31 protein-coding genes are annotated in these 25,086 nt (G+C 71.0%); 18 read left to right on the top strand and 13 right to left on the bottom strand.

All coding sequences use genetic code 11. The annotated features are described in order from the left end of the window. Positions 1 to 371: 371 nt before the first annotated feature. Complete coding sequence (locus tag ACGFZK_RS07515; RefSeq protein ID WP_393847919.1) at positions 372 to 725, bottom strand: PRC-barrel domain-containing protein; 354 nt, start codon at positions 723 to 725, stop codon at positions 372 to 374. A gap of 569 nt (positions 726 to 1,294) precedes the next feature. Between ACGFZK_RS07515 and ACGFZK_RS07510 the strand changes: the two genes are divergently transcribed. From ACGFZK_RS07510 to ACGFZK_RS07500, 3 genes are all read left to right on the top strand, one after another. After that, positions 1,295 to 1,732: a hypothetical protein gene (locus tag ACGFZK_RS07510; protein WP_393847918.1), complete on the top strand. Its 438-nt coding sequence runs from the start codon at positions 1,295 to 1,297 to the stop codon at positions 1,730 to 1,732. A gap of 246 nt (positions 1,733 to 1,978) precedes the next feature. After that, positions 1,979 to 2,287: a DUF6247 family protein gene (locus ACGFZK_RS07505; protein ID WP_393847917.1), complete on the top strand. Its 309-nt coding sequence runs from the start codon at positions 1,979 to 1,981 to the stop codon at positions 2,285 to 2,287. A gap of 529 nt (positions 2,288 to 2,816) precedes the next feature. Further along, positions 2,817 to 3,467 (top strand): HAD family hydrolase, encoded by a 651-nt coding sequence (locus ACGFZK_RS07500; RefSeq protein ID WP_393847916.1) that lies wholly within the window; start codon positions 2,817 to 2,819, stop codon positions 3,465 to 3,467. Between the two features lie 9 nt (positions 3,468 to 3,476). Here ACGFZK_RS07500 and ACGFZK_RS07495 read toward each other — a convergent pair whose 3' ends face one another. The 3 genes from ACGFZK_RS07495 to ACGFZK_RS07485 all read right to left on the bottom strand — a co-directional run bounded on the left by ACGFZK_RS07495 (position 3,477) and on the right by ACGFZK_RS07485 (position 6,343). Next, positions 3,477 to 4,904 carry a phosphotransferase gene (locus ACGFZK_RS07495; protein ID WP_393847915.1) on the bottom strand — a complete coding sequence of 476 codons (1,428 nt, stop codon included), beginning with the start codon at positions 4,902 to 4,904 and terminating at the stop codon, positions 3,477 to 3,479. Next, entirely contained in the window at positions 4,901 to 5,185 is a 285-nt protein-coding gene (locus tag ACGFZK_RS07490; RefSeq protein WP_393847914.1) for a hypothetical protein, read from the bottom strand. Before ACGFZK_RS07490 ends, ACGFZK_RS07495 begins: the two co-directional genes overlap by 4 nt. A gap of 204 nt (positions 5,186 to 5,389) precedes the next feature. Further along, the gene (locus ACGFZK_RS07485; RefSeq protein WP_393847913.1) at positions 5,390 to 6,343 is read right to left on the bottom strand and encodes a GlxA family transcriptional regulator; all 954 of its coding nucleotides are present in this window, start codon (positions 6,341 to 6,343) and stop codon (positions 5,390 to 5,392) included. A gap of 219 nt (positions 6,344 to 6,562) precedes the next feature. On the opposite strand from ACGFZK_RS07485, the gene ACGFZK_RS07480 reads away from it, so the two are divergent. The 4 genes from ACGFZK_RS07480 to ACGFZK_RS07465 are packed head-to-tail and all read left to right on the top strand — an operon-like array spanning position 6,563 to position 8,526. Further along, entirely contained in the window at positions 6,563 to 7,231 is a 669-nt protein-coding gene (locus tag ACGFZK_RS07480) for a DJ-1/PfpI family protein (RefSeq protein ID WP_393847912.1), read from the top strand. Positions 7,232 to 7,290: 59 nt separating this feature from the next. Next, positions 7,291 to 7,617, top strand: a complete 327-nt coding sequence (locus ACGFZK_RS07475) for a hypothetical protein (RefSeq protein WP_393847911.1) — start codon at positions 7,291 to 7,293, stop codon at positions 7,615 to 7,617. Positions 7,618 to 7,634: 17 nt separating this feature from the next. Beyond that, on the top strand, positions 7,635 to 8,114 hold the full coding sequence (locus ACGFZK_RS07470; RefSeq protein WP_393847910.1) for a hypothetical protein: 480 nt from the start codon (positions 7,635 to 7,637) through the stop codon (positions 8,112 to 8,114). Between the two features lies 1 nt (position 8,115). Beyond that, on the top strand, positions 8,116 to 8,526 hold the full coding sequence (locus ACGFZK_RS07465) for a hypothetical protein (RefSeq protein WP_393847909.1): 411 nt from the start codon (positions 8,116 to 8,118) through the stop codon (positions 8,524 to 8,526). On the opposite strand, the gene ACGFZK_RS07460 is transcribed toward ACGFZK_RS07465, so the two are convergent. From ACGFZK_RS07460 to ACGFZK_RS07445, 4 genes are all read right to left on the bottom strand, one after another. Continuing rightward, positions 8,447 to 9,694 carry an NAD(P)/FAD-dependent oxidoreductase gene (locus tag ACGFZK_RS07460; protein WP_393847908.1) on the bottom strand — a complete coding sequence of 416 codons (1,248 nt, stop codon included), beginning with the start codon at positions 9,692 to 9,694 and terminating at the stop codon, positions 8,447 to 8,449. The two genes, ACGFZK_RS07465 and ACGFZK_RS07460, sit on opposite strands and share 80 nt — an antisense overlap. Before the next feature lie 372 nt (positions 9,695 to 10,066). Next, positions 10,067 to 10,453 carry an HPP family protein gene (locus ACGFZK_RS07455; protein WP_393847907.1) on the bottom strand — a complete coding sequence of 129 codons (387 nt, stop codon included), beginning with the start codon at positions 10,451 to 10,453 and terminating at the stop codon, positions 10,067 to 10,069. A gap of 417 nt (positions 10,454 to 10,870) precedes the next feature. Then, a complete protein-coding gene (locus tag ACGFZK_RS07450; RefSeq protein WP_393847906.1) occupies positions 10,871 to 11,113 on the bottom strand; it encodes a hypothetical protein in 243 nt (80 codons plus the stop codon). A gap of 361 nt (positions 11,114 to 11,474) precedes the next feature. After that, positions 11,475 to 11,675 carry an antitoxin gene (locus tag ACGFZK_RS07445; protein WP_393847905.1) on the bottom strand — a complete coding sequence of 67 codons (201 nt, stop codon included), beginning with the start codon at positions 11,673 to 11,675 and terminating at the stop codon, positions 11,475 to 11,477. Between the two features lie 212 nt (positions 11,676 to 11,887). Here ACGFZK_RS07445 and ACGFZK_RS07440 point away from each other — a divergent pair, with 212 nt between their 5' ends. After that, on the top strand, positions 11,888 to 12,352 hold the full coding sequence (locus tag ACGFZK_RS07440; RefSeq protein ID WP_393847904.1) for an SRPBCC domain-containing protein: 465 nt from the start codon (positions 11,888 to 11,890) through the stop codon (positions 12,350 to 12,352). Between the two features lie 137 nt (positions 12,353 to 12,489). Continuing rightward, positions 12,490 to 13,332: a hypothetical protein gene (locus ACGFZK_RS07435; protein WP_393847903.1), complete on the top strand. Its 843-nt coding sequence runs from the start codon at positions 12,490 to 12,492 to the stop codon at positions 13,330 to 13,332. Positions 13,333 to 13,490: 158 nt separating this feature from the next. On the opposite strand, the gene ACGFZK_RS07430 is transcribed toward ACGFZK_RS07435, so the two are convergent. Then, on the bottom strand, positions 13,491 to 13,718 hold the full coding sequence (locus ACGFZK_RS07430) for a DUF6479 family protein (protein ID WP_393847902.1): 228 nt from the start codon (positions 13,716 to 13,718) through the stop codon (positions 13,491 to 13,493). Positions 13,719 to 14,091: 373 nt separating this feature from the next. Here ACGFZK_RS07430 and ACGFZK_RS07425 point away from each other — a divergent pair, with 373 nt between their 5' ends. The 9 genes from ACGFZK_RS07425 (at position 14,092) to ACGFZK_RS07385 (ending at position 22,218) form a co-directional block, all read left to right on the top strand. Continuing rightward, on the top strand, positions 14,092 to 15,276 hold the full coding sequence (locus ACGFZK_RS07425; protein ID WP_393847901.1) for a zinc-dependent alcohol dehydrogenase: 1,185 nt from the start codon (positions 14,092 to 14,094) through the stop codon (positions 15,274 to 15,276). Between the two features lie 82 nt (positions 15,277 to 15,358). Then, positions 15,359 to 16,483, top strand: coding sequence for a YihY/virulence factor BrkB family protein (locus ACGFZK_RS07420; RefSeq protein WP_393847900.1), 1,125 nt, complete (start codon positions 15,359 to 15,361; stop codon positions 16,481 to 16,483). A gap of 95 nt (positions 16,484 to 16,578) precedes the next feature. Next, a complete protein-coding gene (locus ACGFZK_RS07415; protein ID WP_393848480.1) occupies positions 16,579 to 16,995 on the top strand; it encodes a phage holin family protein in 417 nt (138 codons plus the stop codon). Further along, positions 16,992 to 17,354 (top strand): DUF3618 domain-containing protein, encoded by a 363-nt coding sequence (locus ACGFZK_RS07410; protein ID WP_393847899.1) that lies wholly within the window; start codon positions 16,992 to 16,994, stop codon positions 17,352 to 17,354. Before ACGFZK_RS07415 ends, ACGFZK_RS07410 begins: the two co-directional genes overlap by 4 nt. After that, on the top strand, positions 17,351 to 17,617 hold the full coding sequence (locus tag ACGFZK_RS07405; RefSeq protein WP_393847898.1) for a DUF4235 domain-containing protein: 267 nt from the start codon (positions 17,351 to 17,353) through the stop codon (positions 17,615 to 17,617). The genes ACGFZK_RS07410 and ACGFZK_RS07405 overlap by 4 nt, the downstream gene beginning before the upstream one ends. Before the next feature lie 201 nt (positions 17,618 to 17,818). Further along, positions 17,819 to 19,288, top strand: coding sequence for an MFS transporter (locus tag ACGFZK_RS07400; protein ID WP_393847897.1), 1,470 nt, complete (start codon positions 17,819 to 17,821; stop codon positions 19,286 to 19,288). Between the two features lie 64 nt (positions 19,289 to 19,352). Further along, positions 19,353 to 20,105: a hypothetical protein gene (locus ACGFZK_RS07395; RefSeq protein ID WP_393847896.1), complete on the top strand. Its 753-nt coding sequence runs from the start codon at positions 19,353 to 19,355 to the stop codon at positions 20,103 to 20,105. A 376-nt stretch (positions 20,106 to 20,481) separates the two neighbouring features. Continuing rightward, positions 20,482 to 20,916, top strand: coding sequence for a hypothetical protein (locus ACGFZK_RS07390; RefSeq protein ID WP_393847895.1), 435 nt, complete (start codon positions 20,482 to 20,484; stop codon positions 20,914 to 20,916). 990 nt (positions 20,917 to 21,906) lie between these two features. After that, positions 21,907 to 22,218, top strand: coding sequence for an NUDIX hydrolase (locus tag ACGFZK_RS07385; RefSeq protein WP_393847894.1), 312 nt, complete (start codon positions 21,907 to 21,909; stop codon positions 22,216 to 22,218). On the opposite strand, the gene ACGFZK_RS07380 is transcribed toward ACGFZK_RS07385, so the two are convergent. From ACGFZK_RS07380 to ACGFZK_RS07365, 4 genes are all read right to left on the bottom strand, one after another. Next, entirely contained in the window at positions 22,189 to 22,578 is a 390-nt protein-coding gene (locus tag ACGFZK_RS07380) for a hypothetical protein (protein WP_393847893.1), read from the bottom strand. The genes ACGFZK_RS07385 and ACGFZK_RS07380 overlap by 30 nt on opposite strands. A 482-nt stretch (positions 22,579 to 23,060) precedes the next feature. Further along, entirely contained in the window at positions 23,061 to 23,333 is a 273-nt protein-coding gene (locus tag ACGFZK_RS07375) for a hypothetical protein (RefSeq protein ID WP_393847892.1), read from the bottom strand. Positions 23,334 to 23,380: 47 nt separating this feature from the next. Then, complete coding sequence (locus ACGFZK_RS07370) at positions 23,381 to 23,551, bottom strand: hypothetical protein (RefSeq protein ID WP_393847891.1); 171 nt, start codon at positions 23,549 to 23,551, stop codon at positions 23,381 to 23,383. A gap of 348 nt (positions 23,552 to 23,899) precedes the next feature. Further along, on the bottom strand, positions 23,900 to 24,232 hold the full coding sequence (locus tag ACGFZK_RS07365; RefSeq protein ID WP_393847890.1) for an STAS domain-containing protein: 333 nt from the start codon (positions 24,230 to 24,232) through the stop codon (positions 23,900 to 23,902). Positions 24,233 to 25,086 lie beyond the last annotated feature (854 nt).

Genomic DNA, 25,086 nt, shown 5'->3' with positions numbered 1-25,086 from the left:
TGTCGTCGTCCTTCCAGTGCGGGTACAGCTCCCGCTTGTACCCGTCGCGGATCTCGTCCGCGACCGCCAGCGCGGTGATCCCGTCGATGAGGGTGACCTCGTCGGCCTGGGCGGGGAAGGCGGGTGCGAGGTCAGGGGCGGCCGGAGGCTCCCGCCCCTGACGGCAGGGAGGCCGCCCGTCTTGGTGTCGGCCGCGTATGAGGGCAGCCTGCGGCTCCGGCCCGGTCAGACCGGCCGGCGTGGACACGACCGCCGGCTCACTCTCCCCGCCGCACACGCCGAGGTGCTGCGCCTGGTCGAGTACATCGACAAGGACGTGGCTGCGTGGGTCGGACAGAACAGCCGCGTATCGGCGACGAGGGCTCCACCCTCTACATGGGGGGCCGGCCGTAGTACCGCCCGAACCGCTCCAGGTAGTTGGACTCGCCGGCCTGTTTGGCCTCGTCGTACTCCGGCGCGTCCTTGATCTGGTCCTTCGTCCGGTTGACGTAGACCTTCTCCCCGATCACGTCGATGCGCTCGATGGTCCCGGCCGGCAGCAGCACATGCTTGCCGAAGATCCACACCCCCGTGTCCACGACCAGGTAGGAGGCGCCGACATCCTCGGAATGCTTGTCGATCTTGCCGATGCTGCCGTCGGTGGCCTCGACCTTGTAGCCGACGATGTCAGTGCCCCGCAGGTATCCCGCGTTGGGGTGGTACCCCCAGATGTCGAACCCGCTCACAGCGACGCCTTTCGGTTGTCAATGACTACGGACAACTTGACCGGATCGCACCGAACACAAAACCCAAGCACGGGAAAGCCACTCCGCTGCCTGCCGCTCGCGGGCTCCCGAACGCGACGACGGCCCTACCGTCAGGCGCGGTAACAGGACATCGACGGGACTGGTCCATCTTCCCCGTCTCGGAACTCCGTCAAGGCTGACGCGCTCCTGTTCGACCGCCAGGAGCCCCGAGCCTCACATACGCGCTGTGCGCCTGAGCTGGGCAATCAATCTTCGCTGACACAACTCGTGGAAGTCGAAGTTCGGGGCGCACGACGGCACAGGACACCCGCTGCCGTGAGCGGCACAGGGTTCGGGTGTCGTGTTTTCGGGATGTGTCGCGTGGCCGGTACCCAACTGCACTGGTTGTTGGGGCCGCCGGGGTGTGGGCGTGTGCGGGGCCGGGGCAGGGTCGCAGACGGGATCCGGCCGGACTGCCCGGCGGGGCAGGGATGTGGGAGTGGGTGGCGTGCTGGTGGACTGGGACTGGTGGACGGTCGATTTCGGGGACGCGCACGCGGGCGCGGCGGGTGTGCTGGTCGGCGGCAGCGAGCCGGGCCCGCCGCCCGGGCGCGGTGGCCTTCCGGGCGGTGTGCGCGTGCGGATGGCGCAGCGCCGCTCAATACCCCCTGGACTGGGGCACGATCGACGACCGGCCCCTGTACGAAGCGGACGTCGACCTCGCGGGGCCGCTCGACGACTGGACCGCGCACCTGTCCGTTGTCCGTGAGGCGGCCGTGCCGCTGCCCGAGCCGCTGGCCGCGCTCCTAGTCGAGATGACCGGGCAGCTGACCGCCGCGGCCGCGGACGCGCCGGTGGCCGCGCTGCGCGCCGCCGGTGTGCTGGAGCGGATCGCCGCCCGGGTGGGCCGGGATGCTGCCAGCGCGCTGTGCGACGACGGCATGTCGGCCGAAGCGGTGGCCACCGCGCTCGGGACTACCCGTTCCAAGCCCTGGTCCTGCTCCTGACCGCGCAGGACCGGTAACGGCAAGCACCACAGGGGGTCCAGGAGTGGGCGGGTCGGCGGGTGAAGTCGGGTTCTCACCAGAGCGGCCGACATTCCGAGGGAGAAGGTCGCGACAGCTTGGGCACGAGCGAGGCCGCGGCCTGCCGCTACGTCCAGACCTGCCTCCACCGGTCGTGAGAGCTGAACCCCCTCCTCCCTCCACTGCTGTGGCGGCTACCGTGGCGGTACAACCGGCCTGGAGGAGCCCGTGAGCGCCCAACCCGCCGACCACGTACCCGTCCCGCCGTACGCACCCGCGCCCGGCGCCGCGGCCGAACTGCTTGCGCAGCTGCGTGCCGACCGCCGTGCGGACACGTGGGTGCCGGCGTTCGAGCGGGACTGGGCCAAGGCCCTGGAGGACGCCCGCGACTCCTTCAGCCTCACCCCTTTGCACGAGGTGGTGCGCACCTGGCAGCTGCGCGTCGCCACGGCCCCGGCCGTCGACGCCTTCATGGACTCCGGCCGAGACGACTCCGGCTTCGTGGGCCTGGACGACGTCCTCGGCAGCCGCGGGTGACCGGTCAGGCGTGGGCGGTGCGTCTGTCCCCGCAGGGCGTGAAGACGGTAGCCGAGCTTCCCGAGCCGGCCAGGGAGAGGGGCCGAGATGTCCTGGACATCGTGGTGCGCTCCCCGTGGGGCTGGCCCCAGAGGAACGCCGGCGACCCGAAGGGCGAGGACGTCCGGGCCGCGTCCGTCGGACAGCTGCCCGTCGTCTGCGTGGCCAACCGCCTCACCCGCGGCTTGTCCGTCCTGAGTGTTGTCTGGCTCGGGTAGCAATGCCTTGCCCTCGGCCGTACCGGCCGTCTTCTGGAGCACTGACGCCAGGCCACTGCGCCCCTGATGTCCGGATGAGCCGGTGCCGGCCACGAGAGTGCGCTCGCACGAGCCGCACGCTGCGCGGCCTGTGGCGAAAGGCCCGCCGGGGTGGGCACGGTTGCGATTCTGCCCTGGTCGGCGATTACCGGGGCGGGCGGGGCTCCACGGAGCACGGACCGGCGGTCGATCGAGCCGGCCGCCCGAGCCCGCCGGCCGCCTATGCTGCCGGGATGATCAAGCCGATTGAACTCGTGATATTCGACTGCGACGGGGTCCTGGTCGACAGCGAACGCATCGCCCTGCGCATCCAGGTGGCCCTGGGAGCGGAACTGGGCTGGCCGCTGACCCCCGAGGAGGTCGTCGACCGGTTCATGGGACGCTCCAGGGAGGCCATCCGCGAACAGATCGCCCAGCAACTGGGCCCGGAAGCAGCCGCCTTCTGGTGGGAGCAGCTCATCCAGCGCCATCGGGACGCAGTGGACTCCGGCCTCGAGGCGGTCGATGGACTGCCCGAGGCGCTGAGCGAGATCACCCTGCCGGTCTGCGTCGCCTCCAGCGGCTCGCACGAGAAGATGCGCCACACCCTTGGCGTCACCGGTCTCTACGAACGCTTCGAGGGCCGCATCTTCAGCTCCACCGAGGTGTCCCGGGGCAAGCCTGCCCCCGACCTCTTCCTGCACGCGGCACGGCAGATGGGCGCCGACCCCGCCGCGTGCGTGGTCGTCGAGGACAGCCGCCCCGGTGTCCAGGCCGCCCGCGCCGCCGGGATGCGCGCCTTCGGCTACGCGGGCGGGCTCACCCCGGCCGAACGGCTCGCAGGTCCCGACACCATCGTCTTCCACGACATGCGCAAGCTGCCCACCCTCATCGCCGAGCAGTAACCACCACCCCTACCACCCCGCCCTGCCGGCGTGGAGGGCGTGGAGCCGGACCAGGGTGCGGTGGCCGCGCTCCGTCACCTCGGGGTCGTCGTGGCCGGCGCCGTAGGCGATTCCGGAGACCGCGTCGAAGGCCGCCTCGCAGTCCAGGCGGAACTCCTCGACAGGGGTGAGCGCTGCGCCGTACCCGTCGAGGAAGGCGGTGCGCAGGTCGGGCCGACCGGTCCAGGTGTCACTGAGGCGCACCATGTCGCGGGTGGCGGTGGCGTACTCCGAGCGCTCGAAGTCGAACAGCCCCACCTCGCCGTCGTCGGAGAGCAGGACGTTGCGGTACTGGAGATCGCCGTGCGTGGGTACGTGTGCGGCCTGCGGCAGGTCCTCGTACGCGCGGGCAAGGGCGAGTACCAGTTCCTCGTCCCCGTCGGCCAGGTACGGTCGGGCCTCCTCCAGGTGGCGCTTCACCTTGGCCGCGGCCGTGTGGGCCCCGGCCGTACCGGCAGCGGCCGTGGGAGGCGCGGCGGGCCGGGCCGGGGAGCAGCGGTGCAGAGCAGAGGCGAGGCGGCCCAGCTCCTGCTGGAGGCGGAGCTCGGTCGCCGCGTCGAGGACCATGCCGTGCGGCGACCGCCCCGCCAGCGCGGTGACGACGACGGCCCGCGCCGCCGTGTCGGCTGCGACGAGGCGGGGAGCCTGGCGCCCGAGCCCCGGTACCCACGCGCGGTACGCGGCCACCTCGCGGTCGTGGAACCGCGGCCCGCGGTGCCGCTTGAGGTACCACGTGCCGCCGCCGGCCCCGGTGAGCCGCCAGACCCGGCTCCCGGCGCGCGCCCAGGAGACGTCGACCGCCTGCGCGATCCGGCCGACGGCCTGTTCGGCGAACCCGCGCAGCCGGTGGGGCAGGTCGATCCCGTGGGGCGGGGGCGGAGCGGCCAGGAGGTGGGTCCGCTCGATGCCGTCCGCGGCGTACCGGACGAGGTCGCCGGGCTGCTGGAAGTGCACGGCGGCGGGCATTCCGGCCCGGTACGCGTCCAGGCCGGCCCGGCAGTACGCCACCATGGGCTCCGGCAGGCCGTCCAGGCGGTACCAGCCCATGCCGTCGCACCGGTCCGGCTCCCGCACCTGCGGCAGGCCCGACCACCGCCGTACCTCGAAGAAGACGCCGATCCGAGAGCCGGCGCCCTGAGGAGGGCGGTGATGGACGGTGACCGCCGCGGCCACGTCCTGCGTCGCGATGAGGACGCCGGTCTCCTCGCGGGCCTCCCGGACCACGGCCTCGACCATGTCCTCGCCCGGGTCGAGGTGCCCGGAGGGCAGGTGCCACAGGCCGGTCGCGTACACCGGCCCGGCCCTGCGCGAGAGCAGCACTTCGGGGCCCGCATCGCCGTCGCGGCGCAGGACGAGGTGGACGTCGACCGGCACCGTGTGCCGGGGACCGCCGCTCACCGCGCGCCGTCGTGGGTCGGCCGCGTCCGGTACCGGACGCGGCCGGCGGACGCAGAGTCGAACAGGGTCACGTGTCTCCGATCGTGGGCGTGGGCGTGGGCGTGGGCGTGGGCGTGGGCGTGGGCGTGGGCATGGGCATGGGCATGGGCGGGGGCGGGGGCGGGGGCGGGGGCGGGGGCGGGGCCGTCCATGCCGTGTGCGAAGCGGCCGGCGGGAAGGGGAGCGTGGTGGCGGTGTTCGGACGCGTTGGGGGTGGTCGTGAGGTGGGGCACAAAGGCCACGGCGTGTCCTCCGGATGGATGCGCGGCTGGCACTGGTGCTCCAAAAAACGGTTCGGGATCGGGGCGGTCACGGCCCGAACGGGGGGCCTTGCGCGAACGGATGTTCTCGTAGGGGTCGCGGGCCCTGCGGGCTCGGGACGGCCGCTGCTGAAACTCGCTCGAACAGGACGGTGTCACTCGTACGGGGTGCCTGCCCCGACCCGGCTATAGCCCCTTCTGCGTCTGGAAGTTGCGTCGGTAGGCGTACGGGCTGGTGCCGGTCAGGCGTTTGAAGCGCTCCCGGAACGCGGTGGGCGAGCCGAAGCCGACCTGTGTGGCGATCCGTTCGACGGGGTGTGCGGTCGTCTCCAGCAGATGCTGCGCCTGGCGGATCCGGGCCCGGTGCAGCCACTGCAGCGGTGACGTGCCGGTCTGCTCGCGAAAGCGCCGGTTCAGGGTCCGCACGCTCATGCCGCTGTGCCGGGCGAGGTCGTCGAGGGCGAGGTCGCGCCGGGCGTTGTCCTCCATCCAGCGCATGAGCGGCTCCAGCACCGATCCGCGCGGGGCCGGCGGCTGGTCGTGCACGATGAACTGGGCCTGCCCACCGTCGCGTTCCAGGGGCATGACGGACAGTCGGGCGGTGTCCGCGGCCACCGCCGAGCCGAGGTCGCGCCGGATCATGTGCAGGCACAGGTCCAGCCCGGCAGCGGCGCCGGCCGAGGTGAGCAGCCGGCCGTTGTCCACGTACAGCACGCCCGGGTCCACCTCGACGGCGGGATGGAGCGCGGCCAGCAGATCGGCGGCCGACCAGTGCGTGGTGGCGCGCAGGCCGTCCAGGAGGCCCGTGGCGGCCAGCACGAAAGCGCCGACGCAGATGGAGGCGACCCTGGTTCCCCGCGCGGCCGCCTGCCGCAGCGCGTCGAGCACCTCCTCGGGTACGGGCGCCGTCGGATCGGCCGTGCCCGGCACGATGATCGTGTCCGCTTCGGCCAGCGCCGCCAGCGGCCACGGCGCGCGCAGGGCGAACGCCCCCGCGTCGACCTCCTCGGCGGCCGCGCACACCCGGACCCGGTAGGCCGCGCGACCGTCGGGAAGGCGGGTGCGCGCGAACACCTCGATGGGGGTCGACAGGTCGAACGGGATCACTCCGTCCAGGGCGAGCACGGCCACGGTATGCATGGCCCAACCATAGCCATCCGCGGCGGGGCCGCTCCGCGCAGCCCTGCCACTTCCACCCTGTTCCTGCAGGTCAAGGCAGTCGTGTAGCTCCGGATCCGGGTTGGCCATAATCCGTTGACAGGTGGCATTCCAGCCTCTTCCGAGCGCTGTGGACCGTGACTAGCGTCGGAGTCGGCGCCCCACCCGGGCGTTTCTCACAGAGACGAGGAACCCTGTCCGATGCTGTGTCAGATCGTGCTGTTCGACGGCTTCGACCCCTTGGACGCGATCGCCCCGTACGAGGTCCTCCACGCCGGCTCCATGGCAGCCCCGGGGGCCCTGCGGGTGGAGCTGGTCACCGCGGAGGGTCCGCGCGACGTACCCAGCGGCGCGGGACCGGTCTCGCTGCGCGCCACCGCCCGACTCGACCCCCGGCGGGCGGACCTGGTCGTCGTACCGGGCGCCGCCGGCCCACTGGGCGACCTCTCCGATCCGGACGCCCCGGTGAACGCCGACTCCATCCCGGCCCTCCTCGGCCGCTCGCTGGAGACCGGCCTGCCCGCACTCCTGAAGGAGGCGCTGGCCCGGCCGGGGCTGACCGTCGCCACGGTCTGCGGCGGCTCCTTGGTGCTCGCCATGGCCGGGTTGATCGAGGGCCGGCACGCGACCACCCACCACCTCGGGATGGACCTGCTCGACGCCACGGGCGTCGTGGCGATCGACGCCCGCGTAGTGGACGACGGGGACCTGGTGACCGGCGCAGGCGTCACCTCCGGCCTGGATCTCGCTCTGCACCTGCTGGAGCGCGAACTCGGGCCGCGGATCGCGCACGCGGTGGAGCGACTCTTCGCGCACGAACGGCGCGGCACCGTCTGGCAGGCCAAGGGTCCGGTCCCCGCGGCCTTCTGAAGCCCACCCCGCCCACCAGCCAACCAACGGCAAGCCACCGAGGAAGCGAAGCGCACCGCATGTCTGCTGACGGCACCTGGAACCTCGTCATCGCCACCCCCGTCGGCAGACAGCAGGTCGTACTCCGCCTGTTCCTGCACGACGGGGACCTGCGCGGAGTCGCCACAGGAGATGCGGAGGAGGTTCCGCTGACCGGCATCGAACGCCACGGAGACCGCTTGACGTGGCGCCAGTCGATCACCAAGCCCATGCGGCTGCACCTGGCATTCGACGTCACCGTGACGGGCGACGAACTGACCGGCACGGCCAGGGCCGGCCGCCTGCCAACCACCAAGGTCACCGGCCGCCGGTCCACGCCCTCCTCATCTTCTTCTCCCTCCTTCTGACCTCCGGGATCACCCACGTGACCAAGTTCCTGCTCGCCATCCACGTCCTGGCGGCGATCATCACGATCGGCCCAGTCACCGTCGCCGCCAGCATGTTCCCGGCCGCCGTGCGCCGTGCCGTGACCGATCCCGCCACTGCGGGGGACCTCTCCGAGGTCCGTACGTTGCACCGCGTCTGCCGGGTCTACGCCGTGATCGCGATCGCGGTGCCGGTGTTCGGCCTGGCGACCGCCAACAGCCTCCAGGTGCTGAGCAGTCCCTGGCTCCTCACCTCCATCGCCTTGACGGCGGCGGCCGCCGCCGTGCTCGGCGGTCTGATCCTGCCCCGCCAGGCCGCCGCGATGGCCGGCCTCCGGGGCGCCCTCGATGCAGGGGCGAGCTCCGCCCTCGGACGGACAGCCGGGCAACTGGGCATGTTCACCGGGCTGTTCAACCTGCTGTGGGCAACGGTGACCGTCCTGATGATCGTCCGCCCCGGATCCACCACAGGAGCCTGACGTGCCTGACCTGCATGAAGCGTCTGACCTGCATGAAGCAGCTGACGTACCTGAAGCAGCTGACGTACCTGAAGCGTGCGGCACCAGCCGGCTCCTCCGAATCTCCGCTCCCGTCGAACTCGTCACCCTGGCGACCCTGCTGGCCAACGTCGGCGTCCTGCACCTCGACGCGCTCGCCTCGGTGGTGGGTCCCCTGCACGGCTGCGCCTACCTGATCGTCATCATCGCGGCCGCCCGCGAGGCCGCCTCGGACCGAACGGCCTTCGCCCTGTCGGCCGTTCCGGGCATCGGGGGTGTCATCGCCCTGCGCCGGCTCAACGCGCACCTAGAGGTCAGCGCGGGAGCAGCGATTCCAGCGGAACCTGCGGGTCGGCGAGACGCGTGGGGTCAATGGCCGCGCGGGAGCGGATGAGGGCCTGGATCGGCTCGGTGACGTCCCAGACGTTGACGTTCATACCGGCCAGGACGCGGTCGCCGGCCAGCCAGAAGGCAATGAACTCGCGGGCCGCGGTGCTGCCTCGGAAGACGACCCGGTCGTAGCCGCCGGGTTCCACGTACCCCGTGTACTCCATGCCCAGGTCGTACTGGTCGGTGAAGAAGTACGGCAGCCGGTCGTAGACGGTGTCCTGGCCGAGCATGGCCCGGGCCGCGGTCTGCGGCTGGTTGAGGGCGTTGGCCCAGTGCTCGACGCGGATGTGCCGTCCCAGGAAGGGATGGTGGGCGTTGGCCACGTCGCCCGCTGCGTAGATGTCGGGGGCGGAAGTACGCAGGTGCTCGTCGGTGACGATGCCGTTGTCGACGGTCAGCCCGGCGCTCTCGGCCAGGCCGGTGTTGGGCGTGATGCCCACGCCGACGATGACGGTGTCGGCCGCGATGCGGGTCCCGTTGGCGAGCTGGACACCGTCGACGGTGCGGCCGTCGCCGTCGCTGTCACTCGTGATGGCGGTGATCTGCACGCCGAAGCGGAGGTCCACGCCGTGCTCCCGGTGCAGGTCGGCGAAGACCTGGGCGACCTCACGGCCCAGCACCCGCAGCAGGGGCAGCTCCGCGCTCTCCAGCACCACCACCTGGGCTCCCGCCGCACGGGCGGCGGCAGCGGTCTCCAGGCCGATCCAGCCCGCGCCGATGACGACGACCTTGGCGTCGGGCCGGAACGCCGCCTTGAGCCGGTCGCTGTCCTCGAGCCGCCTCAGGTACAGCACCCCCTCCAGGTCCGCGCCCGGAACGCGCAGTCGGCGCGGGGAGGAGCCGGTGGTCAGCAGCAGCTTGGCGTAGTCGATCCGGCTGCCGTCGGCGAGCGTCACCTGGCGGGCTGCGGGGTCGAGGGCGGTGGCCGTCCTGCCCAGTCGCAGGTCTACGTCGTGTTCGGAGTACCACTGATCCGGGTGTACGTAGACACCCTCGCGCTCCTGTGATCCCAGCAGGTAGCCCTTGGAGAGCGGCGGGCGCTCGTACGGGCGCTCGTGCTCCGCTCCGACGAGGACGAGCGGGCCGTCGTAGCCCGCCTCGCGCAAGGTCTGCGTGGCTTTCGCCCCGCCCAGTCCTGCTCCGACGATCACGTAGGCGCTGTTCGTGGTCATGGCGGTTGCTTCCTTCACTCGGTGCTTCGCGCAGCGGTGGGCGGTGCGGTCCGGACCGATCCAGATTTCCACGGCTTCGCCGTTGCGCGTGGGTGCGAGGGCAGGTCCGGGGCGTGTCGTCGCTCAGGAGGCGGTCGAGGTCGGTGCGAGGAACTCCCCGCGGGAGCGCGGGTCGTGGCGCCGCCTTCTCGGCAGCAGCCAGATCGTCCCTGCGCGCTGCCCGCTCACACGGCCACGAGATCGGATCGGTGGATCCGGCCGAACGCGGCCGGATCCACCGAAGCCGGCACCCCGTCCGCGGAGGCGGAGGCCGCGTGCGGCCGCGGGTAGACCGAATCCGTCACGGAACCCGGGCTGCACTCTCAGCCGCCGCTACCACCAGGAGACGGGGTAGCGCGGTGCCCCGCGGCGTACGCGGGAGGCGGCGACGCCGGCGAGCGTGAGGACCGTCGTAGCGCCCAGCAGCAGGGGGACGAACCGGGCCGGGGCGGGGGTCTGGAGCACGACGATCACGGACGTGGCGACGGCGGGGGAGTGCGGGGTACGCGCGAGGGTCGTTGCGGCGAGAGTGGCTCCGCCTGCCAGTGCCGCGGTCCAGGGACTGCTGTGTGACAGCGCGAGGACCAGGTACCCGGCCGCGGCGCCGAGCAGGTGCCCGACGATGACGCTGCGGGGCTGGGCCATGGGCAGGGTGGGGGTGCTGTGGAGTACGGCGGCGCTGGCGGCCAGGGAGGGTATGAGGACCGGTTCGTGGATCATGGCGCCGATGGCCACGAGGCAGAGAAGAGCCGTGGTGACCGCGCCGATGTTGTGCAGGGCCGCGGCTGCGGAACCGATCCGCCGCCTGAACTCCCGGCGCCCCCGACCCCGCCCCTGTCCATGTCCCCGGCCCTGTCCCGCAGGTCCCGGTACGCCCTCGGCCGGGCGTCGGGACGCCTCACGGCTGGGAGCAGGCTGGTGGGACAGGACGGAATCATGCTTCACGATGGCGGTTTCCTGGCGCGGTCGGCAGAAGGACTGGATCCCCTGCTCGCACCTGCGCGCCGGCCGTCAGGGGGGCGGCGCGTGCCAGTCAATCAAGAGCCCGCCCCACCGAGCAACTGGACCGGTGAACGAACCGGACGCCTGGCACGCCCCCGCTTGTGGCGGATCATCCAACGGACGAATCCGACAAACCTACCCGACAGCGAATCCGACAGAAGAATCCGTGGACACAGCGCGCGCCGGGCCGCACGTCCGGCTCGCACGGAAGACCCGCCGCGCCACCTCGGCGATCCGGGCATCCACCCGGCGCTCCGTGCGACCGGGTGCGATCAGACCGCGCCCCGTCACATCGGCGAGCACCGCCTGGGCCATCCGCTGCGCCTCCACCAGGCCCAGCGCCCGTAGACGCTCGTCCATCCGGTCGGGCACCGCCATCGTGACGTACTCCCCGTCGCCCTGCCGTCGGGGGCGCGCTCACGTGCTCCCCGAGAACGACGGAGGGCTCACGGCAGTCACCATCGCGGCTCCGCGAAATGGCAGTGGTCGCCTCACCGATTCCCGACTCGGGAGCGCCGCCACGACCTGGCGATACCGACGGGCCGCCACCCGCACTACGGTGGCGGCCCGGAGAGGTCGTCAGGTTCGAGCCGACGGCCGACGGCCGCGAACTGCGAACTGCGAACTGCGAACTGCGAAGGGTTGCCGGGGTATTCGGGCTCGCCCCGGTCCCCGACCCCCGCTCGGCCCGTTGCGCGGGCCCGGTGCAGCGAAGGAGGGGATCCAGCGGGGATGATGCCTAGGTCTGCGGCGGGCGGCGGTCCTCGGGCGGCCTCGTGGTTCCCAGCTGCTCATTGAGCTTCTGCTGCGCCGTGTCGACCTGGCTCTGGTATTTCTTGCCGGTCTTCGCGTCGAACGCGTCGCCGGCCTTCTCGACGCCCTGGCGGGCTTGGTCCGGGTGGCCCTTGATCAGGCCCTTGAGCTTGTCGAGCATCGACATCCTGGCCTCCTTGAGGGTACTGCTGGCGCATCCAGCATCCCGGCATCCACCGGGATCCGCATCCCCAGCTCCCGGCGCTCGGGTGACGATCGGCAGTCGCCCCCGCGGGGCCCGCACGCCGGCTTCGTCTCCCCTGTGGCCGGCACGGAGGCGAGCCCAGCCGCCGAGGGGCATTCTTGAGGCCGGAACGAACCGTGAGCGAGGAGAAGCCGATGACGGGAACGAATCCTCTGCCCGGACCCGACGTGGCCGCGCGCCCGCACGGCCTCGCGGTGGAGCGGGTGATGAAGGCGTCGCCCGAAGCGCTGTACCGGGCGTGGACCGAGGGCTTCGACACCTGGTTCGCCGAGCCGGGCATGGTCCGGATGCGTGCCGTGGTCGACGAGCCGTTCGTGTTCGTCACCCGGCACCAGGATCAGCTCTACCCCCACTACGGGAGGTTCCTGGAACTCGAGCCGCAGAGGCTGGTGAGGCTCACCTGGGTCACCGGCGCCAGGGGCACCGACGGCGCCGAGACCGTCGTCACGGTCGAGCTGGATCCTTCCCCGGAAGGCGGGACGCGGCTGCGGCTGACCCATGCCGGGTTCTACGACCGGGCCGGAGCCGAGCGTCACGACAACGCGTGGGCCGATCACGTCCTTCCCCACCTCGATGACGTCCTGACCGCGAGCGGCTGAGGCCCTGCCCCCGGAGCGGGCTGGGCTCGACCGGCATCCAGCCGTGCGGGCCGGCCGGGCAGGCCGTGTCCGGCAGAACCGTGCGGGGGGCCGTTTCGCTCACCATCGGACGCCGCCCTCGGCACTACGCTCAGCCCGTGGGACAGCCCGAGCAGCGCATCGAAGGCGCAGGACCGTTCACCACCCGGCGCACCTGGAAGCACCCCGAAGGGGAGACGGTGGTCTGGGACTCGCGGCTGGCACGCAGGCGCGGCACGCTGTCGCTCCACCGGCCGGGGGACACGGTCGACCGGCCCTCGGCCGCCGGCCCCGAGGCGCTGCGACGTCTGCGCAGGGTCAATGCCGTGGCCTCCGTCGCCTTCGTCATCGGTGGAGCGCTCTTCGCCCTCGGCGCCGCGGTGTCCCAGTTCGGCGCGGGCGACCCGCTCCAGAGTGCCTGGATCTACTTCGCGGGAGGCCTGTTCTTCAACACCGGGGGATACGCCTCGCTGTTGCAGGTACTGAACGGGCCCCGCCACGCCCCCGGGGGCGGTTTCCTGGCCACGGCCGACTGGAAGTGGTGGGGGTACGAGCCCATGCGGCTGGACTGGCTGAGCACGTTCGTCCTGTTCGTCGGGACGCTCGTATTCGGCGTCAACCTGCTGGACTCCTTCCTGCAGGGCCTCACCGCCCAGCAGACCAACCGGCTGGTCTGGACTCCCGACACCATCGGATGCCTGCTGTTCCTGGTCTCGGGGCATCTCGCGATCGCCGAGATCTGCCATCGGGCCCGCCCCTGCTTCCGCTCGCGCAGCCTCGGGTGGTGGGTCGTGGCGGTGAACCAGTTCGGATCGGTGCTGTTCATGGTCTCGGCGCTGGCCGCCTTCACCAGGCCTGCGACCGGCAGCCTGGTCAACGTCGGCATCGCCAACTGGGCGACGCTGACCGGCGCGCTGTGCTTCTCGGTCGGCGGCGTGCTCCAGCTCTACGAACGGCCGTAGCCCGCCCGTGTCCCGCCGTACGCCCGCATCGCTCCGGCGGACGTGACCCGGTTGCCCCCGACGGCGTGAGCGGGCGGCCGGGGAGGGGGCGCAGGTCGACTCACGGCCGGGGAAGGGCCGCACGTCGACTCACGGGCCGGGAGGGGTCGCACGTCGACTCACGGGCGGGGCGGGGCGGCGGGACCGGTGCCGGAGTCGTCCGGTGTCTGCCAGGAGTCCTGGCGGGCCCGCGCGGCCCGATTCTGGTCCGCCGGCCGCGCACCGGGATCCTTGCGGGCCGCGGCGCGGCGGCTGCCGTACCAGAAAGCGCTGATCAGGAGCGCGGCCACGACCACGCCGGCCACGATCAGGAGGAGGGACGAGGAACCGGAGGCTGCGAGAGGCATTGAAGCGATCATGGCCCGCGCTTACCCCCTGTCTGACGATTTGCACGTGCGGGACAGGCGGTATGCCGGTCTCACTCGTCTCGGCGCCGGATCGGGGGAGTAGCCGCCCGGCCACGCTCGTGGGAGGGGCGAGCCGTAACCGCTCCCGGCTCCGGCCAGGCGCCGGGGCACGCAGGCCCGGCAGGGCGGCGGACCCGTGCCACCGGATCAACCTGCACGTTTCTCGATCCGCGCCGCATCGGCGCGCAGCTCACCCACACCGGGGTGAAAAGTGTGGATCCCCACGAATCCCCCGCGCCACTCGGGGCACCTGGGAGGTAGGGCTCACGAAACCACGCCCGGTTCGCCAGGTACCAGCCTGCGAGGAGGCGCCATGAGGGCACTGACATGGCACGGCAAGCGGGACGTACGCGTCGACACCGTGCCCGACCCCACCATCCAGGCCCCCGGGGACGTCGTCATCCGGGTGACGACCACCGGACTGTGTGGCTCCGACCTGCACCTCTACGAGGTCCTCGGCCCCTTCCTCGACCCCGGGGACATCCTGGGGCACGAGCCGATGGGCGTCGTCGAAGCGATCGGGCCGCAGGTCACGGCACTGAAGGCGGGGGACCGCGTGATCGTTCCCTTCAACGTGTCGTGCGGCACCTGCTTCATGTGTGCCCAGGGCCTCCAGTCGCAGTGCGAGACCACCCAGGTCCACGAGCACGGCACCGGCGCCTCGCTCTTCGGCTACACGAAGCTCTACGGTCAGGTGCCGGGCGGCCAGGCAGAGTACCTGCGCGTCCCCTTCGGCGACACCCTCCCCGTCCGGGTGCCGGAAGGACCGCCCGATGACCGGTTCGTCTATCTGTCGGACGTACTGCCGACGGCATGGCAGGCCGTCGATTACGCGGCCGTTCCGCCCGGCGGCAGCGTGGCCGTCCTGGGACTCGGACCCATCGGGGACATGAGCTGCCGCATCGCTGCGCAGCGTGGCGCCGGCACGGTGATCGGCATCGACCTCGTCGCGGAGCGCCTCGACCGGCTCCGGAGCCGGGACGTCCACACCATGGACCTCAAGGAGTACGGTGACGGCCTGGTCGACGCGGTCCGCGAGCTCACCGGAGGCCGCGGCCCGGACGCAGTCATCGACGCCGTCGGGATGGAAGCCCACGGCAACCGCGCCGTCGCGGCGGCTCAGAGCATGACCACGCTGCTGCCCGACGCACTCGCGACGGCGGTGATGAAGCGTGCCGGGGTCGACCGGCTCTCCGCCCTCACCACCGCGATCGACCTCGTACGCCGCGGTGGCACCGTCTCGGTGGCCGGGGTGTACGGCGGCGCCGCCGACCCGCTGCCGCTCCTGACGATGTTCGACAAGCAACTCCAGCTGCGCATGGGGCAGGCCAACGTCCGACGCCGGGTCGACGACATCCTTCCCCTGCTGACCGACGGTGACCCACTGGGTGTCGACGACTTCGCGACGCACCGGTTGCCGCTGGAGCAGGCGCCGGACGCGTACGAGGTGTTCCAGAAGAAGCAGGACGGGGCCGTGAAGGTCCTCTTCAACCCCTGACGTCCCTGAACCTGAAACGGCAACCTACGGGTTGGGCCCGACGTACGCGCATGAGTGCCGCCGAGACGGAAAGCCGCAGGGTATGAAACGCATCGCGAAGCCGCATCCGCAGCAGGAGCCGCAGCGAGAGCCGCAGCCGACACCGAAGCCGACGGCGGACCGTGGCGCGGAAGACGAGCGTCCGGGCATCGGTGCGGACGACGTCGCCGGTCCCGACGCCCAAGTACGCGAGCGCGCCCCCGACCGGCCCACCGACCTGCCCAAACACTCGTGGCGAGCCGTGCTGCGCGGCACGGCGAAGGAGTTCACGAACGACGAGCTGGCCGACCGGGCAGCGGCCCTGACCTACTACGGGGTGCTGGCACTCTTCCCCGCCCTCCTGGTCCTCGTGTCCCTGCTGAGCATCGCCGGCGAGTCGACGACGCAGCGGGTGCTGGACAACCTGCAGAAGCTGGCGCCCGGCTCGGTCCGGGACGTGATCGGCGACGCCGTGACGCAGCTGCAGGGCCGCAGCGGCATCGGCTCCGTGGTCGCGATCATAGGCCTGGTCGTCGCCCTGTGGTCCGCGTCCGGCTACGTCGCGGCGTTCATCCGCACCTCGAACGCCGTCTACGACGTGCCCGAAGGCCGGTCGGTGTGGAAGATCCTTCCGCTCCGCCTGGCACTGACCGTCACGCTCATGGTCCTGGCCTGTGTGAGTGCGCTGATCGTGGTCTTCACCGGAGGCGTGGCCCGGCGGGCCGGCGAGGCACTCGGCATCGGCGACAGCGCGCTCACCGTGTGGTCGATCGCGAAATGGCCGGTCCTGGTGCTGCTCGTCACGATCATGATCGGGCTCCTGTACTGGGCCGCGCCGAACGCCAAGGGGCGCGGCATCACATGGATCACCCCCGGCAGCCTCCTGGCCCTGGTGATCTGGATGATCGCCTCGGCCGGCTTTGCCGTCTACGTCGCGAACTTCGCCTCCTACAACAAGACGTACGGCACGGTCGCGGGCGTGATCGTCTTCCTGGTGTGGCTGTGGATCACCAATCTCGCCATCCTCCTCGGGCTCGAGTTCGACGCGGAGATGACCCGCCAGCGGGCGATCGCGGGAGGACTGCCCGAGCACGAAGAACCGTACGTACAGCCCCGCGACACCAAGGCATGGAGCGACGACGACCGTCGCCGCATGGAGCGATCCTCGCTCCCGCCCCAGCGGCCGTGAACGAGGTGAACCGGGTGAACGAGGTGAACCAGGTGAACCAGGTGAACCAGGTGAACGAGGTGCATCCGATCGACGTGAGGACGAGGTGGAACATCGTGAGCAGCACGATCGAACAGCGGGACCGCGCCGCCGATGACTCGGTGGGCGTGCTGGTGTCCCGGGCGTCCCGGCAGATCTCGGAGCTGGTGCGCCAGGAGATGCAGCTGGCGCGGGTGGAGATGGCGCAGAAGGGGAAGCGGTTCGGGACGGGCGGCGGTCTGTTCGGCGGAGCCGGACTCCTCGGGGTGCTGGCGGCCCAGGCCCTGGTGGCGGCGGGGATCGCCGCGCTGGCTCTGGTGCTGCCCTTCTGGGCCTCGGCCCTGATCGTCGCCGCGGTGCTGGCCGTGACCGCGGCCGTGGTCGCCCTCGCCGGCAAGAAGCAGATCGCGAAGGCCGGTACACCGGCGCCCGAGCAGACCATGGACAGCCTCAAGGCCGATGTGGCCGAGATCAGGGAAAGGGCACACCGATGAGCAGCCAGTCCGCCAACCAACCCACGCCCAGCCAACCCGCAGGCGGCGAGCCCACGCCGGGGGAACTGCGCGAACAGATCGAGCACACCCGCGACGAACTCGGCCGTACCGTCGAGGCGCTGGCGGCCAAGGCCGACATCAAGGCGCAGGCCGCGGACAAGGTGGCTCTGGTCACCGGACAGGTCCGGGGCAGGATCGAACACGCGGCGCACCTGGCGTCCGAGAAGACACCCGACCCCGTTCTCGAACAGGCGAGTCGGGCCGCGGGCGCGGCCCGCGCCAACCGGACCGCACTGCTCGCGGTCGGCGCCGCGCTGATCGTGTTCCTGGTGGTGCGACGTAAGAGGGGGCAGAGGTGAAAGCGTCGGCGATCGCGTACAAGCCGGTCGGGTGGACGTTGGGCGCCGTCAGCGGCGCGCTCGCCGGACTCGTGTTCAAGCAGGTCTGGAAGCTGCTCGAAGGGGCGGACGACGCACCTGACGCGACCGACGAGGGCCGCTCCTGGCGGGAGATCCTGATGGCCGCGGCGCTGCAAGGCGCGATCTTCGCTGTCGTCAAGGCCGCCGTCGACCGCTCCGGAGCGGTCGCCACGCGGCGCGTCACGGGCACGTGGCCCGGCTGAACGACCCAGGCGAGCGGCCTCTAGCCCTGGCCCCGTCCGGCGTGAACGACGCCGGTGCGTCGTGCCGTTGCGCCGTGGCGCACCGTCCTGCCCGCCACAGCCGATCTTCATGGCGTAGTCGATCTTCATGGCATAGTGGTGCATAGTGGTGCATTCCTTTACGTACCGGGCTCTACGGCCCCCTGGCCGAGGAGTGCTGCTGTGCCGTCAGTCGGGGCAACGCGACCCAGCGGGCTCGGCTGGAACCGCGAGACGGCGGCCCTGGCGCTGCTGTCGTTCTCCATGTTCACCGTGTCGCTCGACCAGTACATCGTCGTCGTCGCACTCCCCGACATCGCCCGCGACCTGGGCTACTCCGCGCAGACCCTGCAGTCCGTGATCAGTGCCTACGCCGTCGCCTCCGCCGGCTTCCTGCTGTTCGGCGGACGGGCCGCGGACCTTCTGGGGCGCCGCCGCGTCCTGGCCACCGGCCTCACCCTGTACGCGGCCGCAGCGTTCGTCGGCGCACTGGCGACCGGACCCGGAATGCTGCTGGCCGCCCGTGCGGTCCAGGGTCTCGGCGGCGCGCTCGTCTTTCCCACCACGCTGGCCCTCATCAACGTCACCTTCCGCGAAGGCCGCGTACGCAACCGCGCGCTGGGCATCTGGGGTGGTGCAGGCGCCGCCGGACTGGTCATCGGTGTACTCCTCGGAGGAGTGCTGACCCACGCCTTCGGCTGGGAGGCGGTGTTCCTCGTCAACGTCGCCCTCGCGCTCCCCGCACTGCTCCTCGCCTTCGTGCTGATCCCCGAGGACCCGCCGCGCGACCGGAGCCGCCGGTTCGACCTGCCCGGCGCGCTCAGCGTCACCCTCGGGGTCACGCTGATCGTGTTCGCGCTGGTCCAGGGACCGGCACTCGGCTGGCTCTCGCCCGGCATCCTGGTCAGCGCGGCGGCCGGACTCCTCCTCCTGGTCGTCTTCGCGCTCGTCGAACGCCGCAGCAGCGACCCGCTCGTGCCGCCGCGGCTGCTGGCCAACCCGAGCCTCGTCACGAGCGTCGTCATCGCCTTCATGTTCATGGCGACCTTCGGCTCGGTGCTGTACTTCCTCTCCCTCCACTTCCAGCTGATCCTCGGCTACGACGCCCTCGAGACCGGCGCCGGCTTCCTCGTCCCGACAGCGGTGGTCGTCGCGGGGTCGACGACCGCGGGGCAGCTCGCGACGCGGTTCGGCCTGCGGCGCACCCTGCTCGGCGCCCTCGCCGTCGGTGCGCTCGGCGCCGTCCTGCTCGGCGTGGCGGTCTCCCCGGACGGCTCGTACGCCGAGCTGGTCCCGGGGCTCGTCGCGCTCAGCGTCGGTGACGGCATCGTGTTCACCGGCATGTTCATCGCCGCCGGGACCGGGGTGTCCGACCGGGATCAGGGCATCGCCTCGGGAATCGCCTCCACCGGCTCCGGCATGGGCGCCGCCGTGGGCCTCGCCCTGCTGGTACTGGTGGCGACGGCGGGCCTGGGCGGCCTCACGGGCGAGCGGCTGCGCGCCGGTACGGCGCAGGGGATCAGCAACGCCCTGTTCGCGGTGGCGGCCGGCATCGCCCTGACCTTCCTCGTCGCCCTGTTCCGGTCCGAGGGGCAGCCCGAAGGACAGCCGGCGCCGACCCCCCTACCCGCGTGCCAGGGCCGCCGCTGCTGACAGCCGTTGCCAGGCGCGCGCCCGGGCGCCGCCGTCAGCCGTGGCGGCTTGTCATACTTCCCCAATGGAGATGCAAGCGATGGAAGCGGCGCGGCGTTGGCTGACCGATCAGGGCATAAGCCAAGTGCGGGACGGATGGGTGAACGCTGAGGCTCCGGACGTGCTGCTCACAGCCAACCAAGTGGCGCATTCCTGGGCCGGCGACGTGTTCGCCGAAGACCTGGACGCGGCCGACCAGACGCGGTTGGCCTTCGGGCTGCTGGATCTCCTCGACGAATACTGGGTGATGTGCGAGGTCCGGTTCGCGAACGAGGGCGCAGAGGGTCCCTTGCCGGCCGACGTGCTGTGGGGCAGTTGTCGTCAGAGGCTGGAGGCGGACAGAGACGCCGAGGCACTCACCTACTCGCTGTGGGTCGACTGGTTCGAGGACCGTAGTACTGCCGCGCAGGCCTTCGCCGAAGTGCTCGGCAACGACATCGACCGAGTGGTGGCCGAACCATCGGAAGCCCTGCTCCGCCGAGCCCGCCGGGTCCTGGAGTGTTCGGGCCCCGTGCCCTGGCCGGTGAAGGAGCCGACGTACCGCACGGCAGTGCTGCTCCCGGCCCTGCACACAGCCCTCTTCAAGGGCCTCCGGGCGAGCTACCACGACGTCTACGGCGACCTGGAGCCAGCCGCTGGGCTGGCCCTCCTCGACCAGCTGGATCTCCCGACGGGCACCCAGCACCTCGCGGAAATGCGCCACGTGCTCACCGCAGGACACAAGAATCACTACGGCAGTCCCCGCGCCTGGGACGACGCGATGCGATCCTGCTCCTGAGCCGGCTCTCCGTCGGACCAGGACGGGAAGGTGGCGCGGGAGGCGTATGCCTACAGCCGACACGCCCGCCCCACGAGCAACCGGAACTCCTGGGCGCCTCCTCGCCGAGTGGCTCGCGCGCCGGGAGGTCGAACTGCCCCGAAACGGGCTCGGGCTCGGCCCACATCCGCCAACCATGGCCCTTGCCCGGGCCCTCGAACGATCAACAACGAAGCCGTACCGATGGCGTCACCGGCAGGCACCCCAGTGGCGGCTTCACCTGCACTGACCTGGTGAGAGATCTGCGCGCTGCCGGGGCACCGACGCCCGGCTTGACATGGTTCGAAGGCGTGCCAGGGTTGTAGGTGGGGTCGGGGTCGATGTTGGGAGGTTCCGCATGACTTCCTGTTCGGCATGGGGTTCCCTGGCGAGGCAACTTCCGCTGAGGCTGACGGTCGGCACGTTCTTCCTGAACTCCGGCCTCTCGAAGCTCCGCGCGGACGAGGCGACCGCCGAGGGGCTGCACCAGTTCGCCGCTACCACCTACCCGTTCCTGGGGAACCAGGACGCCCAGAAGTTCGTCCGGCTGCTCTCCGCCGGCGAGTTCGCCATCGCCGCTGCGCTGCTCGTGCCGGTCGTCCCCGCCGTTGTCGCCGGGGCTGCGCTGACCGCCTTCTCCGTCGGCACGCTGGGCCTCTACCTGCGTACGCCGGGGATGCGGGAAGAAGGCAGCCTGCGCCCCACGGAGCAGGGAATCGCGCTGGCCAAGGACGTTTGGCTGCTGGGCATCGGCGTCTCCCTCATCGTGGACGGCGTGAACGAACACCGGTGACACACCACGAGCGCGTCGACCCCTGTCCCTGACGCGTGCCAGCCGGGCCCGGCCGGTCACCGGCCCGGGGTCCGGCAGCGCTCCCCCTCGCGAGTCGTACGAATCGAGGCCAAGAGACCGTCTGCCGAACCGGACGGCTCCCGGGCGCACCGTGCGCGAAGACGTGACGGCCTACCAGCCGGACCAGGCTCGGCCGGTGACGCCTGGTGCAGGGATGTGCGAGGAGCCACGGGGTGCCCTGCCTTCCGGGGAAGAGGAGTTGTGCCCCGCCCCAGGCTGCCCGGCTGCTGCCTCTCGCCCATCGGGGCGGGGTCGTTTGCTCGACGTAGCGTGCAGGTGCGGGCCTCGCCGCCGGGACGACGTCGGGCCGGAGCGCCGCATCGCCCGACTCATACGAGAGGCACGCGTCGAGGGCCGGCGCTGCCCACGCCGACACCGCGCCACCGTCCCCGACTCGCAGGCAGCCGCCCGACCTGATCCGGACCGACTTCCGCACCGATCCAACGGCCACCGACACACGCTGGTGCCGAGACATCACCTACATCGATACAGGTCAAGGCCGGCTCGACCTCGCCTCCCTCCCACCAGCGGTTGCACGCTGATCGTGCCCGCCGTAAACGGTGCCAAGCTCACCGGCACATCGGCCTCTCACCTACGGCGGACAGGCACCGATCCCCGTACAGCGGGCGATGAGCAGTCGGTTGGGGGACGTACGGACGCGTGAGGCTGTGCCGCACCGTCACCGACACGGTGCCGGTGACACGGACTGCCGGCCAACTTCCCAAAGAAGACGGGGCTGAGCTGTATCCCGATGGGTCGGCCGGACGGCTGGATCGGGCACACCAGCGTGATGGAGGGACGCCAGGCGTTCGCCCTGCCGGGCCTGCCCGCCGGACACCCGCCCGCACCCGGACTGGTGTCCGGCGTCGGGCGGGTGAACTCGGGGCAAAGCCCGCCGGCACGCGAGGCCGACCGAGATACTGGCTGCCCATGACCAGCACCCTTGCCACACCGGCCCCGTTTTCCCGGATCAAAATCCGCACCGGGGCGCTGGTGTTCTGCGGCGACGACGTCGCCCTCATCCGCCGCGACTGCGCCGACTCCACCCACTACACCCCGCCCGGCGGCAACGTCGAAGACGGCGAAGACCTCTACCAGGCCCTCGCCCGCGAACTCGCGCTGGGCAAGGACGTACCTTGCTGCGGACCAGTTGACATGGTTCTCGTCCGGGACCCAGTACGGGACGGCGCGTGCCACCAGCCCTGCCACCGGCTACAGGATGCCGAACCGCTCTTCCAGTGAGGTGAGCATGGCGGCGTGGCCTGCCCGGACGGTGAGCCCTCCGAGGGAGACCTCCTCGACGGCCGTGTACCTGTCGTCGTTGACGAGACGGTGGATGGGCGGGCCCACAGCGCCCGTTCGCCGGCGCAGTTCCTCCTCCTCACCCGCCTCGAACCAGTACCGCGCGAGGTCGAGCAGCGGCTTCCGGGCGCCCTCGGTGAGCCGCAGCTGCGGACCGTTGTCGAGCACGGCGTCGACCAGTGCGTCCGAGCCGAGGCCGACGGCCCACACGAGCGGTGTCGTGCCGTCCGGCAGCTCACGGTCGGGGTCGGCTCCGCCGCCCGTCAGGGCTTCGGCGGTCTCGTGGTCGAACCCGGCCACGGCGGCGCAGAGGTTACGGCTGCCACGAGCCGGTCGGTCAGCTCGTGTTGCGATGTTGGCATCTGCCCCCGGTGATCCGTCGGCACGATGTCCGAGCTGGAGGAGGGCACCGATCCTCGGTTCCCTGCGGCGTGATCAACGGGCACGGTCCAGTCGGCGGTCATCTGCCGAGCCGGCTCGCTTCGCCATTGGGCCTGGCTGGCTTTGGGCGGTCCCTCCCAGGCGCCCACTCGCGGCTCTGCCCCTGGGCGGGAGCACACAATCGAGTATCTCTGGGGCACCGCCGAGCAAGAGATGGCCCATTTCAAAGAGCGCCATCAACGCCGATGGCGCAGGTACGGAACGGATACTGCCCCTCGACCGTGCCCCTCGACCCGTCCACGCGTCCCGCTGGGACGGGAAGGCCGAGCACGCCTGCACAACGCCCGCGAGAGTCAGAGCCGGGGGATGCCCCCCAAGTCTTCCGACTTCCCCGTCAAGATCTACGGCGCGTCCGGCGCCGCGTCGAGCAGGGGTTGCACAGCGTCGGGGGCCTTCTGGATCGGATGGACCTTTACCTCTCGGGCCTCTGACGACCAATCGGTGTCGTCCTGGCCGAGCTCGATCGCGGCAGCGACGATCTTTCCCGGGTCGAGACGGTAGGTGCCGTCCTCGTCCGGTTCCGTCTGCATCACCGCGGCGCTGAGGGGGACCGAGACGTACCGCTCCGCGACGCTCGTACGCTGCAGTCTGACCGATACCGAGTACGTTGCCATGATCTCCCCCTGACTCTGCTGCCGCTTCCGGCAAGCCTGACGCCAACTTATGACAGCTCTCGCCGTTTGGGGATGGGGAAGGCGAAGGTAAGGGCGTAGGCGGCGGGGATCCACTGCACCGCCGCGCTGGTAGCGCCGGTGTCCGTCCGGATGGGCGACAGCGCGGTATGGACGATCGAACCGCCGAGCGCGTTCATCAGCTCGACGATCAGCACCACGACCAGAGTGATCGTGGCAGTCGGCCGGCCCCGGTTGAGACGAGAAAGATTCCTGTTCGCGTACAGAAGGGAAAACGGGGCAGGGGCAGGTCTGGGCATGCCCCCGCAGGCCTTCGGCGCGACGGGGAAAGCAGGACGCAACGGCGTCGGGCCCCGGAAAGGGCGCCGACGGAACTGCAGGACGCCAAAGGGTCCCGGACGTCCGCGTAGCGCAGGGTCACGGTGCGCTGCTTGCGTTCGAGCTCCTTACGTAGGGGCTGCCAGGGCTTCGGCTCTCCGCCGGGGTCTGCGGCTGAGCCCCGGGCGCGGATGATCGGGCGGGCTCGGCCCGTCCCTGGCTGTCGGCCGTCATCGGGTGCAGGCGCTGGTGAGGTCTGCGGTGATGTTGAGGACGGTGTCGACGCCGGTCATTTCGAAGAGCCGCGCGATTTGGGGTGCGAGAGGACCGGCGAGGACGAGGTGCTGGCGCCTGTGGGCAATGAGCAGCGTGTTGAGTACGGACGAATCGGCGAAGGAGACGTGCTCCATGTCGAGGACGGTCCGTGTGACGCCGTCGCGGGCGGCGGCGTGCAGAGCTTGGTCCAGGGCGCCCCGGGTGTCGATGTCGAACTCTCCGGAACAGACGATGATGCGGCTGCCGTCCTGGTCGGGCAGCGCCTGCACGTAAGTCGTGTCACCCACATCTTCTCCCTCATCGCTACACCCCTGCCCAGGTACCGGGAGGGAGTAGGTCGTGTCGAACCTCAGCTGCACCTCTGGCGACTGTGGCAGAGCGAGATTACATACAGGTCATGAACAAAAAACCTACGCTCGCGAACATAGAAATTACACGATGCTGCCCGGGGTCGGGCCCCGGGTGGCCTACCGGGCAAGGGTGGTCGTGATCCGAGGTGGGGGCGCGTCGCTGTCCGCCCCAGCCGTCCGTGTGGGGAGCCCTGGCCCGGCTTCCTTCCCTCGTGTGACTTGATTGCCTGAACGGCCGGCACCCGGAAATCTGTGCTGACGGAAGTAGACATTGCGCGATGGTGTGGTTATGGTTTCTCTCGTAACCCAGAGAGACCGCAGGGCTCGGCAGAGATGGACTGCCGGGCAGTAATACCCGCAGTACAGGCAGTGCGGTGCGGTGGTGGAGTGTCGAAGCCAGAGCGGTTGAAGGACGGCGACGGGACTGACGACCGGACCGGGTGGCCCGCAGTGATCAGGGGCCGCCGAGAGAAGTACCGCGGTTGACGCAGTGGCAGTACCCAGCAGTGAAGACAGTGAGCAGCACCTCGGTGAAGGCGTCGGCTGCGGGCGCGCGCACCGGGAAGTTCGGCAGTGGGGTTCCAAGCCAGAGCAGACGCACGATGGGCGACGGGGCTGGCTGCCGGAGAGCGGCGCTGGGCGAGGCCGCTGAGCAGTACGCATCACCAGCAGTACGCAGTACGCAGTACGCAGTACGCAGTACGCAGTACGCATGAGATGGCAGTTGATCACCGAGGGAAGAACGGAGGAGCGGAGCGCCATCAGGATCGCCCGGGCGGAATGTTGGGCCC

It is taken from the genome of Streptomyces sp. NPDC048257 (genome assembly GCF_043201855.1).
Lineage (GTDB): Bacteria > Actinomycetota > Actinomycetes > Streptomycetales > Streptomycetaceae > Streptomyces.
This window is presented reverse-complemented; position numbering and strand designations above follow the sequence as displayed.

What these genes read in the sequence shown, in the direction of transcription:
- ACGFZK_RS07480 (WP_393847912.1), top strand. Translation starts at nt 6,563, where the DNA reads ATGCTGTGTCAGATCGTGCTGTTCGACGGCTTCGACCCCTTGGACGCG.
- ACGFZK_RS07440 (WP_393847904.1), top strand. Translation starts at nt 11,888, where the DNA reads ATGACGGGAACGAATCCTCTGCCCGGACCCGACGTGGCCGCGCGCCCG.
- ACGFZK_RS07450 (WP_393847906.1), bottom strand. Translation starts at nt 11,113, where the DNA reads ATGGCGGTGCCCGACCGGATGGACGAGCGTCTACGGGCGCTGGGCCTG.
- ACGFZK_RS07485 (WP_393847913.1), bottom strand. Translation starts at nt 6,343, where the DNA reads ATGCATACCGTGGCCGTGCTCGCCCTGGACGGAGTGATCCCGTTCGAC.
- ACGFZK_RS07390 (WP_393847895.1), top strand. Translation starts at nt 20,482, where the DNA reads ATGACTTCCTGTTCGGCATGGGGTTCCCTGGCGAGGCAACTTCCGCTG.
- ACGFZK_RS07430 (WP_393847902.1), bottom strand. Translation starts at nt 13,718, where the DNA reads ATGCCTCTCGCAGCCTCCGGTTCCTCGTCCCTCCTCCTGATCGTGGCC.
- ACGFZK_RS07500 (WP_393847916.1), top strand. Translation starts at nt 2,817, where the DNA reads ATGATCAAGCCGATTGAACTCGTGATATTCGACTGCGACGGGGTCCTG.
- ACGFZK_RS07375 (WP_393847892.1), bottom strand. Translation starts at nt 23,333, where the DNA reads ATGGCAACGTACTCGGTATCGGTCAGACTGCAGCGTACGAGCGTCGCG.
- ACGFZK_RS07385 (WP_393847894.1), top strand. Translation starts at nt 21,907, where the DNA reads ATGACCAGCACCCTTGCCACACCGGCCCCGTTTTCCCGGATCAAAATC.
- ACGFZK_RS07420 (WP_393847900.1), top strand. Translation starts at nt 15,359, where the DNA reads ATGAAACGCATCGCGAAGCCGCATCCGCAGCAGGAGCCGCAGCGAGAG.
- ACGFZK_RS07445 (WP_393847905.1), bottom strand. Translation starts at nt 11,675, where the DNA reads ATGTCGATGCTCGACAAGCTCAAGGGCCTGATCAAGGGCCACCCGGAC.
- ACGFZK_RS07395 (WP_393847896.1), top strand. Translation starts at nt 19,353, where the DNA reads ATGGAGATGCAAGCGATGGAAGCGGCGCGGCGTTGGCTGACCGATCAG.
- ACGFZK_RS07455 (WP_393847907.1), bottom strand. Translation starts at nt 10,453, where the DNA reads ATGATCCACGAACCGGTCCTCATACCCTCCCTGGCCGCCAGCGCCGCC.
- ACGFZK_RS07460 (WP_393847908.1), bottom strand. Translation starts at nt 9,694, where the DNA reads ATGACCACGAACAGCGCCTACGTGATCGTCGGAGCAGGACTGGGCGGG.
- ACGFZK_RS07425 (WP_393847901.1), top strand. Translation starts at nt 14,092, where the DNA reads ATGAGGGCACTGACATGGCACGGCAAGCGGGACGTACGCGTCGACACC.
- ACGFZK_RS07410 (WP_393847899.1), top strand. Translation starts at nt 16,992, where the DNA reads ATGAGCAGCCAGTCCGCCAACCAACCCACGCCCAGCCAACCCGCAGGC.
- ACGFZK_RS07475 (WP_393847911.1), top strand. Translation starts at nt 7,291, where the DNA reads ATGTCTGCTGACGGCACCTGGAACCTCGTCATCGCCACCCCCGTCGGC.